Genomic DNA, 11,897 nt, shown 5'->3' with positions numbered 1-11,897 from the left:
GGGCGCAGGCCGGCTTATTCCCAGTTGCCGATGTCGGCGTCGTTGCCGCTGCCGCCGGCTTGGCCATCCGCGCCGAAACTGAAGACATCGAGCTCGCCGCGCACGCCCGGATTCAGGTACTGGTACGGCTGGCCCCAGGGATCCTTGGGCAGCTTTTCCAGGTAGCCGCCGCCTTTCCAGTTATTGGGCACCGGTTCGGCACTGGGTTTGCTGACCAGCGCCTGCAAGCCTTGTTCGCTGGTCGGGTAGCGGCCATTGTCGAGTCGGTAGAGCTTCAGGCCCTGCATGATGGCGGCGATATCTTGTTTCGCGGCGATGATGCGCGCTTCGTCCGGCCGGCTCATGACCTTGGGGACGACCAGGGCCGCCAGGACGCCGAGAATGACGATCACCACCATGATTTCGATCAGCGTGAAACCGCGCGACGGACGGCGGGTACCCCGGGAAGGCGTGGACTGGCAAAGGGTTCGGCGGAGCAGCGTGCACATGGCGATGCGTAACCTCGAGAGCGGATGGCAGCGGATTGCACAGTATAACGTCCGAATATGCACATTCTGTGGCGACCGGACTGGACGGTGGTGGCGGTAGCAGGCGTCACCGGCATGCGGTATTGTGTGGGCTCCCGATCCTTCGCGGCCGCGCCGCACCCCAAGCATGCCATTGTCCCTGTTCTCCGCCCGAATGCCGCGCCTGGTCAGCCTGCTGCTGTTCCTGGCCATCTGCGCATTGCTGGCTTACTGGATCACGACGTGGATGTCCTTGCGCACGCTGCCGCTCCCGGCGCAGGGCCAGGTCGTGCAGCCGCAGGCCCTGGAAACCGGCGCGGTGCGCACCCTGTTTGGCGGCGCGCGCGGCAGCGCGAACCGCGACATTCGCCTGCTTGGCGTCGTGGCGGACGGGCCGCGCGGCGCGGCCATTCTGGCAATGGACGGCGGCGAACCGAAGGTGGTGCGCACGGGCGGGTCGCTCGCACCGGAGGTCGTGCTGGTCGAAGTCCAGCCGCGGCGCGTGGTGCTCGAGCGCAACGGCGTGCGGCAAGAACTGCCGCTGCCGGCAGTCGGCGCACGCTGAGCACCGGCAGCGGTTTCTTGATCGGCGCTGTCAGGCGCCGGCCGGTCAGGTGGCGGGCGCTTCCAGCACGCCGCGTCGCATCTGGTCGAGTTCGATGGATTCGAACAGCGCCTTGAAATTGCCTTCCCCGAAGCCCTCGTTGCCCTTGCGCTGGATGAACTCGTAGAAGATCGGTCCAAGCTGGTTTTCCGAGAAGATCTGCAGCAGCAGGTCGCCCGGCGCGCCGTCGATCAGGATCTTGCGCTTGCGCAAGGCCTCCACCGATTCTCCATGGCCCGGAATGCGCTTGTCGATCAGTTCGTAGTATGTGTCGATCGTATCGAGCAGCTTCACGCCGTTGGCGCGCAGGGCATCGACCGAGGCGTACAGGTCATTCGAGGCCAGGGCGATGTGCTGGATGCCTTCGCCGTGGTACATGTCCAGATACTCCTGGATCTGTCCGGCTTTCTCGGTGCCTTCTTCGTTGATCGGAATGCGGATCTGGCCGCAGGGGCTGGTCATGGCCTTCGACTTCACGCCTGTCACCTGGCCTTCGATGTCGAAATAGCGGACCTCGCGGAAATTGAAGAAGCGCTCATAGAAATCGGCCCATTCCTTCATGCGGCCGCGGTGCACATTGTGCGTGAGGTGGTCGATATGGCACAGGCCCACCCCCAAAGGGCTGGATGGCGCGCCCGGGATAGGTTCGAAATCCACGTCGTAGATGCTGATGTTGCCGATATCGCCTTCCTGCGCACCATTCTTGCCGCGCCAGCGGTCCACCAGGTAGATCAGCGAGTCGCCGATGCCCTTGATGGCGGGAATGTTCAGCTCCATCGGCCCACTGGCGGTATCGACGCCCCAAGCCCCCAGTTCCAGCGCGCGGCGATAAGCGTCCGCCGCATTCTGCACGCGAAAGGCGATGGCGCAGATGGAAGGGCCATGCAAGCGCGCAAAACGCTGGGCAAAGGAGTCGACCTCGGCATTGATCAGGAAGTTGATCCCACCCTGGCGATAAAGCGTCACGTCCTTGTGGCGGTGGCGCGCGATGGCGGTGAAGCCCATGCGTTCGAACAGCTTGCCCATGGCGGTGGGATCCGGTGCGGCGTATTCGATGAACTCGAAACCGGCGGTGCCCATGGGGTTGTCCCAGGGCTTAAATGCGGAGTGCGGTGCGTTGGTGGAAGCGGTCGGCGGGGCGGCGGCGGGGGAGGCGGAGGAGCGGGGCTTCGTCATGGTGGTCTCCAGGCGACGGACGCGAGGCGTGGCTGATGCCTGCAGTGTAGGACGGGTCTAAGCGCCGAAAATTGCTAAATAGTTCAAGTCTTGATAGATTTTGGCAACAAGATTGCTGAAAAATATATTGCGGAGCAACATTCATGATTGATGCGGCGCTGGACAAAATCGATCGCAAGATCCTGGAGGTGTTGCAGGGCAACGGCCGTCTGACCAACCTGGAGGTGGCCGAGCGCGTCAACCTGTCCCCCAGCCCGTGCCTGCGGCGCATCCGCCGGCTCGAGGAAAGCGGGGTGATCCGGCAATACGCCGCCTTGCTCGAGCCGCGCAAGATCGGGCTCGGATTGCTGGCTTATGTCAACGTGCGTCTGGAAAAGCAGGGGGGCGCACCCAAGGGCAAGACGCCGGCCGACCTGTTTCGCGCCGCCATCGAGATCTGGCCGGAGGTGGTCGCGTGCTATGCCATGACTGGCGAAATGGATTTTTTGCTGAAGGTGTACGTGGAAGACATGGAGCACTTCTCGCGCTTCATGAAAGACCAGCTGCTCTCGCATCCGTCGGTCATCGACGTGCGCAGCAGCTTTGCACTGGAAAGCATCAAGGAAACGACGGCCTTGCCGCTGCCGGCGTCACTGCCGGGCGGCTAGTGCACCAGATGGGGGGCGGCCAGGCCCCACCAGCCGTCGAGGCGAATCAGGCCGTACCCTTGGCCGGCGAGAACGAGCGCCAGAAGCGCTGCCCGAAGCGGCGGGCGTTGCGCAGGTTGCGCTTGAGCATGTAGTCAAGGTCGGCGACCTGCTCTTCCAGGGCCTCGGCGAGGTGGCTGGCCGTATTGGCCGGCGGCAGTTCCAGATAGGCGTCAGCCTCGCCATATTCGAGGTGCACCTTCATGCCGGCCTTGCGGGCAATATGCATCATCGCCCGGTTGCGCGACAGGCAGTGCATGTACAGCGTGTGTACGCCATTGTTGCGGCCGTGCGTGGCTGCCCGCTCGAACATCGCGCTGCCAATGCCGCGGCCGCGTGCTTCGGCGGCGACCGACACGCCGAATTCGGCAATCTTGCCTTGCGCGTTGTCCCGCAAGTACGCCAGGTGCGCGGCGCCGATCAGTTCGAGGTGGTCGTTGAACACCCCGAAAACCTTGTCGTGATCGAAATCGATATTGTCGACATAGGCTTCGATGACCGGATCGGCCACGACTTGGCCGAAGCGCAGCAGCCGGTCTTCTTCCCCGAGGCTCAGCAGGTGCGCCCGCAGCCGTGCGCGATGGTGGGCGGCAAGCTCGCGCACCATGACGGCAGGACGGTTGGCGTCACCGCTCGAACGCCGCACATCCTCTTCGGAGAGCGCGCCGACGGCCTGGCTGAGTTCAAGTGGGTTCAATCTCTTTCCTTTTCAGTCGCACATGGAATCTTATCCAGCTATTGCTTGGATGAGAGGTGTGACGAGGAGTTTCTCCGGGTCACCGCACCGAGGGTGCAATTGTGCGATGCACAATGCCATTCTAGCGGAATTGTCAGAAAGATGTAAGGGTTTTCCCTTATATGTCCCCTGGGGGCTGAACGGCGGCCTAGATGTCGCCATGGCACCACATGTCGCCTGCTGGGGATTACTCGGCGTCGGGCAGCAGATTGCGCCGCAACTCGCAGGTCTGCAGCGAATCCGCGTCGCCGCGCAGGACCAGCTGGCCGTTGCCGATCAGCTCCCGGCAGCGCCAGAATACAAACCAATCAGTGGCCAGCAGGCCTTCGATCTTGCCCATGATGCTGGTCACGACCTCAATGGCAGGCGCCCATTCGCGCGGGGTGTACTCCAGAATCACTTCGTCGACGTTGTAGTACGCCGCCGGCACGAGGGTGTTGCCTTTCCACAGCCGGACGTCCGCGTTTTCGCGCACGCACTGCTGCCACTCGTAACCCAGCCGGCCAAGACGCAGGACCGAAACGGGCGCGATGGTGGAAAACCGGCGGGCCAGGCGCGCCGGCGGGTACATGCCGATGCTGGTCAGATTACGCTGCAATGGCACCTCGAGTTCGCGCGCATCAAGCGCAACCTCGTTGATCCGCTGCGGAAACTGGTGCATGTGAAACACCACGCGGCGCAGCATCAGCTGGTCCGAGGCACTCTGGCCGTGCCAGATGGCAATCTCGGTATCCCCGGTTTTCAATTCCTGCAGTTGTCCCAGCGCCGCCCGCATCTCCAACGCAAAGTCGATGCCGCTATTCGGTGCCACGCGCTGCCAGAACTGGGCGCGCTGCACGCCTGCGCCGTCGACATCCGTCAGCGGGCCCACCGCCAGGTCGTCACGCAGCACGATGACCGTGTCGGGGCGGGCTGCCTGGGCGAGTGCCTGGCGCAGGACATTGCCGGCGATATCGCCGTTAACGACGTGGATATATTGCATGGCGTGATTGTACCCAGAGCGCTTGCAAAAAGAAGGTGTCGCCACCCGTTCAGCCTGCCGCGGCTACGGCTTCCATAGGTCTTTCCAGCCTGCGTGGCCCAGCGCGCGCATGGTCGCTTCATTGCGCTCATAGATGTCGGCGGCGTCCGGCACGGCGGCCACGGCGCGGTCGATGCTCGCCTCGCGCAGCAGATGAAGTATCGGATATGGAGCGCGGTTCGTGTAGTTTTCGATGGCCTCCGGCTCGTTCCCGTCAAACCGGTAATTCGGGTGGAAACTAGCAATCTGCAGCCTGCCCCGCAGCCCCAGCGACGCAAGCGTCAGGTCGGCCAATGTCAACAGATCATTGAACGCGGTGAAATCCTGGGGGGCATGTGGACAGATCATCACGGTCGTATCGACGACTTCCGCATCTGTTTCGGCAAGGGCCTTGAGTTCGACTTCGAGTTGCTCCAGCAGGCCCTCTGTCGATGCGTGGCGCGAAACGACATAACGAATCTGCCCTTTCACATGGACGCTCTTCGCGAATGGACACAGATTCAGCCCGATGACCGCGCGTTCCAGCCAGCGGACGGTCTCCGCCCGGATAGCCTCGTCGGTCTGGTCGGGGGCTGCGGCAGAAGGTGGGGTGGAAAGTGGCATGAGCGGCGTACGCGAGTGTGGTTGGGCTTGCTCCGGAATCCGGGCGAGCCATACAGGCTGGCTGAGGATTTGATGCGGGGGAGCCGAGGGCTCCATCGCCGGAATCGCAGGCCGGTTATCCGGCCTCTTTAACAGCCTCAAATAACAATTATAAGAAAACACTTGCCAAGCCTCCAAAAGTTGCCTAAGATTCGGCCCTCGCTACAGAACAGCGACGCAGCGCAAGCGGCGGCGGGGTTTGGGTGGTGACGGTGAGTGGGGTGGATGAGAAATCTGCCGAAGCTTGCTGGGTGGTGCTCTCCGGGGAATTTGGATGAGTGCTGCGAGTTGACTGCGCTGGGGTCTGGATAAAAAAGATTTCAGAAAGTAGTTGACGAAGAGGTAAAAGCTCTTCATAATCTCGTTTCTCTGCTGCAACGAACGCAGCGCAGAACGAAGCAGTAAGAGGTGAGCAGTACAAAGTCAGTTGGACAAAGTTCAGTGACTGAAGATCTTTAACAAACAAACAGCCGATAAGTGTGGGCGCTTGGTTGCGGATGCGGAGGTTTCGGCCTCTAGCTAAAGTAATATGAAGTGCTCACACAGAAGTATGAGGTAGATGGAAACATCTATCGTCAGATTCTGATGAGAGCGACCGCTCGAGTAAGAGCGAAAACTTGGATTTAAACTATAGAGTTTGATCCTGGCTCAGATTGAACGCTGGCGGCATGCCTTACACATGCAAGTCGAACGGCAGCACGGGTGCTTGCACCTGGTGGCGAGTGGCGAACGGGTGAGTAATATATCGGAACGTGCCCTGTAGTGGGGGATAACTAGTCGAAAGATTAGCTAATACCGCATACGACCTGAGGGTGAAAGTGGGGGACCGCAAGGCCTCACGCTATAGGAGCGGCCGATATCTGATTAGCTAGTTGGTGGGGTAAAGGCCTACCAAGGCGACGATCAGTAGCTGGTCTGAGAGGACGATCAGCCACACTGGGACTGAGACACGGCCCAGACTCCTACGGGAGGCAGCAGTGGGGAATTTTGGACAATGGGCGAAAGCCTGATCCAGCAATGCCGCGTGTGTGAAGAAGGCCTTCGGGTTGTAAAGCACTTTTGTCCGGAAAGAAATCCCTTGGGATAATACCTCGGGGGGATGACGGTACCGGAAGAATAAGGACCGGCTAACTACGTGCCAGCAGCCGCGGTAATACGTAGGGTCCGAGCGTTAATCGGAATTACTGGGCGTAAAGCGTGCGCAGGCGGTTTTGTAAGACAGATGTGAAATCCCCGGGCTTAACCTGGGAATTGCATTTGTGACTGCAAGGCTAGAGTGTGTCAGAGGGGGGTAGAATTCCACGTGTAGCAGTGAAATGCGTAGAGATGTGGAGGAATACCGATGGCGAAGGCAGCCCCCTGGGATAACACTGACGCTCATGCACGAAAGCGTGGGGAGCAAACAGGATTAGATACCCTGGTAGTCCACGCCCTAAACGATGTCAACTAGTTGTTGGGGATTCATTTCCTTAGTAACGAAGCTAACGCATGAAGTTGACCGCCTGGGGAGTACGGTCGCAAGATTAAAACTCAAAGGAATTGACGGGGACCCGCACAAGCGGTGGATGATGTGGATTAATTCGATGCAACGCGAAAAACCTTACCTACCCTTGACATGCCACTAACGAAGCAGAGATGCATTAGGTGCCCGAAAGGGAAAGTGGACACAGGTGCTGCATGGCTGTCGTCAGCTCGTGTCGTGAGATGTTGGGTTAAGTCCCGCAACGAGCGCAACCCTTGTCTTTAGTTGCTACGCAAGAGCACTCTAGAGAGACTGCCGGTGACAAACCGGAGGAAGGTGGGGATGACGTCAAGTCCTCATGGCCCTTATGGGTAGGGCTTCACACGTCATACAATGGTGCATACAGAGGGTTGCCAAGCCGCGAGGTGGAGCTAATCCCAGAAAATGCATCGTAGTCCGGATCGTAGTCTGCAACTCGACTACGTGAAGCTGGAATCGCTAGTAATCGCGGATCAGCATGCCGCGGTGAATACGTTCCCGGGTCTTGTACACACCGCCCGTCACACCATGGGAGTGGGCTTTACCAGAAGTAGTTAGCCTAACCGCAAGGAGGGCGATTACCACGGTAGGGTTCATGACTGGGGTGAAGTCGTAACAAGGTAGCCGTATCGGAAGGTGCGGCTGGATCACCTCCTTTCAAAGCGTGCATTCAAAAGCAGGCGTCCACACTTATCGGTTTGTTTGATGTTACAGCCAAGGGTCTGTAGCTCAGGTGGTTAGAGCACCGTCTTGATAAGGCGGGGGTCGTAGGTTCAAGTCCTACCAGACCCACCATTCAAGGCGTGTTGCAGGATGGGTTCGCAAGGATCCGAGCTTCACAGATGGGGGATTAGCTCAGCTGGGAGAGCACCTGCTTTGCAAGCAGGGGGTCGTCGGTTCGATCCCGTCATCCTCCACCACACCTTTGGAATTGGAATGCTAAACGCAAGCACATGCGAGTGTGCTTGCGTTTGGCATAGCCAAGACGAGCGCTTGAAAAAGCAAACTCGGCTGTTCTTTAACAATTAGGGATGTAGTAAAGATATCGCGGTGCGTTGATGAGGCGCACATACAAACGCGATATCGGGTTGTGATTGTATCAAAAGTATTTAAGTGATCGAAAGATGACTTGGAATACGGCACAACGCTAAAACTCAACCTGTAATGAGCAAAGTCTTTCGAGACATACTCGTTATAGGGTCAAGCGAACAAGTGCATGTGGTGGATGCCTTGGCGATTACAGGCGAAGAAGGACGTGGTAGCCTGCGAAAAGCTTCGGGGAGCTGGCAAACAAGCTTTGATCCGGAGATGTCCGAATGGGGAAACCCGGCCCGAATGGGTCATCCGTAACTGAATCCATAGGTTACGGAAGCGAACGCGGTGAACTGAAACATCTAAGTAGCCGCAGGAAAAGAAATCAACCGAGATTCCCAAAGTAGCGGCGAGCGAAATGGGAACAGCCTTGTACTCTTTAGCAGAACAGTTAGCAAAACGGGATGGAAAGTCCGGCCATAGCAGGTGATAGCCCTGTATGCGAAAACTGATTTGTGGAACTAGGTGTACGACAAGTAGGGCGGGACACGTGAAATCCTGTCTGAAGATGGGGGGACCATCCTCCAAGGCTAAATACTCGTAATCGACCGATAGTGAACCAGTACCGTGAGGGAAAGGCGAAAAGAACCCCGGGAGGGGAGTGAAATAGATCCTGAAACCGCATGCATACAAACAGTCGGAGCCTCTTCGGGGGTGACGGCGTACCTTTTGTATAATGGGTCAGCGACTTACATTCAGTGGCAAGCTTAACCGACTAGGGAAGGCGTAGCGAAAGCGAGTCCGAATAGGGCGTTCAGTCGCTGGGTGTAGACCCGAAACCAGACGATCTATCCATGGCCAGGTTGAAGGTGCGGTAACACGTACTGGAGGACCGAACCCACTAATGTTGAAAAATTAGGGGATGAGCTGTGGATAGGGGTGAAAGGCTAAACAAGTCTGGAAATAGCTGGTTCTCTCCGAAAACTATTTAGGTAGTGCCTCGTGTCTAACCTTCGGGGGTAGAGCACTGTCATGGTTGTGGGGTCCATTGCGGATTACTTCGCCATAGCAAACTCCGAATACCGAAGAGTTCAATCACGGGAGACAGACATCGGGTGCTAACGTCCGGTGTCAAGAGGGAAACAACCCAGACCGCCAGCTAAGGTCCCTAAGTATTGCTAAGTGGGAAACGAAGTGGGAAGGCTAAAACAGTCAGGAGGTTGGCTTAGAAGCAGCCACCCTTTAAAGAAAGCGTAATAGCTCACTGATCGAGTCGTCCTGCGCGGAAGATGTAACGGGGCTAAGCAATACACCGAAGCTGCGGATGCGTGCTTGCACGCATGGTAGGAGAGCGTTCTGTAAGCCTGTGAAGGTGTCTTGTAAAGGATGCTGGAGGTATCAGAAGTGCGAATGCTGACATGAGTAGCGATAAAGGGGGTGAAAAGCCCCCTCGCCGTAAGCCCAAGGTTTCCTACGCAACGTTCATCGGCGTAGGGTTAGTCGGCCCCTAAGGCGAGGCAGAGATGCGTAGCTGATGGGAAGCAGGTTAATATTCCTGCACCATTGTTAAATGCGATGGGGGGACGGATCGCGGAAGGTTGTCCGGGTGTTGGATGTCCCGGTTTCTGACTCAGAGAAGGCGCTTAGGCAAATCCGGGCGCGTAATTCAAGGGGTTGGGACGAGTGGCCTTGTGCCGCGAAGCAATCGGAAGTGGTTCCAAGAAAAGCCTCTAAGCTTCAGTTTAACAAGACCGTACCGCAAACCGACACAGGTGGGCGAGATGAGTATTCTAAGGCGCTTGAGAGAACTCGGGAGAAGGAACTCGGCAAATTGGTACCGTAACTTCGGGATAAGGTACGCCCTTGTAGCTTGACTGGCCTGCGCCAGGAGGGTGAAGGGGTTGCAAAAAATTGGTGGCTGCGACTGTTTAATAAAAACACAGCACTCTGCAAACACGAAAGTGGACGTATAGGGTGTGACGCCTGCCCGGTGCCGGAAGATTAAATGATGGGGTGCAAGCTCTTGATTGAAGTCCCGGTAAACGGCGGCCGTAACTATAACGGTCCTAAGGTAGCGAAATTCCTTGTCGGGTAAGTTCCGACCTGCACGAATGGCGTAACGATGGCCACACTGTCTCCTCCCGAGACTCAGCGAAGTTGAAGTGTTTGTGATGATGCAATCTCCCCGCGGCTAGACGGAAAGACCCCATGAACCTTTACTGCAGCTTTACATTGGACTTTGAACCGATCTGTGTAGGATAGGTGGGAGGCTTTGAAGCGTGGACGCCAGTCTGCGTGGAGCCATCCTTGAAATACCACCCTGGTTTGTTTGAGGTTCTAACCTTGGCCCGTGAATCCGGGTCGGGGACAGTGTATGGTGGGCAGTTTGACTGGGGCGGTCTCCTCCCAAACTGTAACGGAGGAGTTCGAAGGTACGCTTGGTACGGTCGGACATCGTGCCTAAAGTGCAATGGCAAAAGCGTGCTTAACTGCGAGACCGACAAGTCGAGCAGGTGCGAAAGCAGGACATAGTGATCCGGTGGTTCTGTATGGAAGGGCCATCGCTCAACGGATAAAAGGTACTCTGGGGATAACAGGCTGATACCGCCCAAGAGTTCATATCGACGGCGGTGTTTGGCACCTCGATGTCGGCTCATCTCATCCTGGGGCTGTAGCCGGTCCCAAGGGTATGGCTGTTCGCCATTTAAAGAGGTACGTGAGCTGGGTTTAAAACGTCGTGAGACAGTTTGGTCCCTATCTGCCGTGGGCGTTGGATATTTGACGGGGGCTGCTCCTAGTACGAGAGGACCGGAGTGGACGTACCGCTGGTGTACCTGTTGTCTCGCCAGAGGCATCGCAGGGTAGCTATGTACGGAAGAGATAACCGCTGAAAGCATCTAAGCGGGAAACTTGCCTGAAGATGAGATATCCCTGGGAACTTGATTCCCCTGTAGGGTCGTTCGAGACCAGGACGTTGATAGGCTGGGTGTGGAAGCGCAGTAATGCGTTAAGCTAACCAGTACTAATTGCCCGTGAGGCTTGATCCTATAACAAGTATGTTTCGCAGGTTGAAACCAGCTTGTGCCTGATTCAGTTACAACCCATTCCACGTGCAGCAACGCTGCACGACTACATCCCCGATTGGTTTCGTTGACCTCTGCAGCGAAACAACAAGTCATGCCTGGTGATCATAGCGAGTTGGTACCACCCCTTCCCATCCCGAACAGGACCGTGAAACGACTCCACGCCGATGATAGTGCGGATTCCCGTGTGAAAGTAGGTAATCGCCAGGCTCTCCTTTAAAACCCCCGCAAGCTCACGCTTGTGGGGGTTTTGCTTTTACAGCGACAGAATCACCATAGCGCCCGCCCGCGCAATATCGGCTTCCAGGCTCCATTCCACCTAACCCTTCATTCGTCCCCCTTCTGCAGCGATTCACTCCGGCCAGTGCTCACATCCTTGATCCGGTTGCATTGCCCTCTCGCCTGCCTTCCCGGAACATTCCAGCAGCATCCACATGAATGCTGGTTCAGTCATCAGCTGGATTGCTTGCGTTTATGTCCAGGCACTCTCCCCGTGTCTGGCGCTCGGGCGGCAAGGAGGCGGCATAGGGCCCGCGCTCCCGCGGGCCCTAGCGTCCTTGGCACTACCAGTTCTCAGCAGCAGCGCGTTTGCGCTATTGTTTGCCCGCTTTGTGTGATGATATCCATCGCAGCGGCATGCTGCGTCGCGGTATGAGTCATGCATCTCACATCATGCCGCCTCTCCCACTCTTGACGGTCCCGGGCAGGTTCCCCCGGTGATCGTATGACGCGCAGGGCGATTGCTGGGCTCCAAGTGGGGCGTCATGCGCAGTAAGGTGGCTGCAAGCCCCTTCGGAGGTGCTCGAGATGCCTTTCGACTGGCTCATGCGAGGTGCTAGTGCGCATACAGCCACTCTCCAGTGAGCGCCTCGTCTGCGACTGTCTGGAAGACCGGCGGGCGGCCTGCCAC

7 protein-coding genes, 2 tRNA genes and 3 rRNA genes are annotated in these 11,897 nt (G+C 57.8%); 7 read left to right on the top strand and 5 right to left on the bottom strand.

Going from position 1 to position 11,897, the window contains the following annotated elements; translation table 11 throughout:
- Nucleotides 1-14: 14 nt before the first annotated feature.
- The gene (gene gspG, locus ACQ3C8_RS13885) at nt 15-488 is read right to left on the bottom strand and encodes a type II secretion system major pseudopilin GspG (protein WP_009522922.1); all 474 of its coding nucleotides are present in this window, start codon (nt 486-488) and stop codon (nt 15-17) included.
- Between the two features lie 166 nt (nt 489-654).
- Here gspG and ACQ3C8_RS13880 point away from each other — a divergent pair, with 166 nt between their 5' ends.
- Nucleotides 655-1,071 (top strand): type II secretion system protein N, encoded by a 417-nt coding sequence (locus ACQ3C8_RS13880; RefSeq protein ID WP_428851856.1) that lies wholly within the window; start codon nt 655-657, stop codon nt 1,069-1,071.
- Nucleotides 1,072-1,116: 45 nt separating this feature from the next.
- Here the strand turns inward: ACQ3C8_RS13880 and hppD are convergent, their stop codons facing one another.
- The gene (gene hppD / locus ACQ3C8_RS13875) at nt 1,117-2,190 is read right to left on the bottom strand and encodes a 4-hydroxyphenylpyruvate dioxygenase (protein WP_428853091.1); all 1,074 of its coding nucleotides are present in this window, start codon (nt 2,188-2,190) and stop codon (nt 1,117-1,119) included.
- 239 nt (nt 2,191-2,429) lie between these two features.
- Here hppD and ACQ3C8_RS13870 point away from each other — a divergent pair, with 239 nt between their 5' ends.
- Complete coding sequence (locus ACQ3C8_RS13870; RefSeq protein ID WP_428851855.1) at nt 2,430-2,933, top strand: Lrp/AsnC family transcriptional regulator; 504 nt, start codon at nt 2,430-2,432, stop codon at nt 2,931-2,933.
- 46 nt (nt 2,934-2,979) lie between these two features.
- Here ACQ3C8_RS13870 and ACQ3C8_RS13865 read toward each other — a convergent pair whose 3' ends face one another.
- From ACQ3C8_RS13865 to ACQ3C8_RS13855, 3 genes are all read right to left on the bottom strand, one after another.
- Entirely contained in the window at nt 2,980-3,669 is a 690-nt protein-coding gene (locus ACQ3C8_RS13865) for a GNAT family N-acetyltransferase (RefSeq protein WP_009522926.1), read from the bottom strand.
- A gap of 226 nt (nt 3,670-3,895) precedes the next feature.
- The gene (locus ACQ3C8_RS13860; protein WP_009522927.1) at nt 3,896-4,690 is read right to left on the bottom strand and encodes a DUF1835 domain-containing protein; all 795 of its coding nucleotides are present in this window, start codon (nt 4,688-4,690) and stop codon (nt 3,896-3,898) included.
- Between the two features lie 63 nt (nt 4,691-4,753).
- Nucleotides 4,754-5,332 carry a DUF1415 domain-containing protein gene (locus ACQ3C8_RS13855; RefSeq protein ID WP_428851854.1) on the bottom strand — a complete coding sequence of 193 codons (579 nt, stop codon included), beginning with the start codon at nt 5,330-5,332 and terminating at the stop codon, nt 4,754-4,756.
- Between the two features lie 664 nt (nt 5,333-5,996).
- Here ACQ3C8_RS13855 and ACQ3C8_RS13850 point away from each other — a divergent pair.
- The 5 genes from ACQ3C8_RS13850 (at nt 5,997) to rrf (ending at nt 11,197) form a co-directional block, all read left to right on the top strand.
- Nucleotides 5,997-7,530, top strand: a 16S ribosomal RNA gene (locus ACQ3C8_RS13850).
- A gap of 60 nt (nt 7,531-7,590) precedes the next feature.
- A tRNA-Ile gene (locus ACQ3C8_RS13845) sits at nt 7,591-7,667 on the top strand.
- A 49-nt stretch (nt 7,668-7,716) separates the two neighbouring features.
- Nucleotides 7,717-7,792: transfer RNA gene (locus ACQ3C8_RS13840), tRNA-Ala, on the top strand.
- Nucleotides 7,793-8,070: 278 nt separating this feature from the next.
- Nucleotides 8,071-10,951: ribosomal RNA gene (locus ACQ3C8_RS13835) — 23S ribosomal RNA — on the top strand.
- 133 nt (nt 10,952-11,084) lie between these two features.
- Nucleotides 11,085-11,197 (top strand): 5S ribosomal RNA (rrf, locus tag ACQ3C8_RS13830).
- The 16S, 23S and 5S rRNA genes sit together here with 2 tRNA genes alongside, the layout of an rRNA operon.
- The last annotated feature ends 700 nt before the right edge of the window (nt 11,198-11,897 follow it).

Source organism: Imbroritus primus, assembly GCF_964332355.1.
Classification (GTDB): domain Bacteria; phylum Pseudomonadota; class Gammaproteobacteria; order Burkholderiales; family Burkholderiaceae; genus Imbroritus; species Imbroritus primus.
The sequence above is the reverse complement of the archived record's forward strand: the minus strand, read 5'-3'. Positions and strand labels throughout refer to the sequence as shown.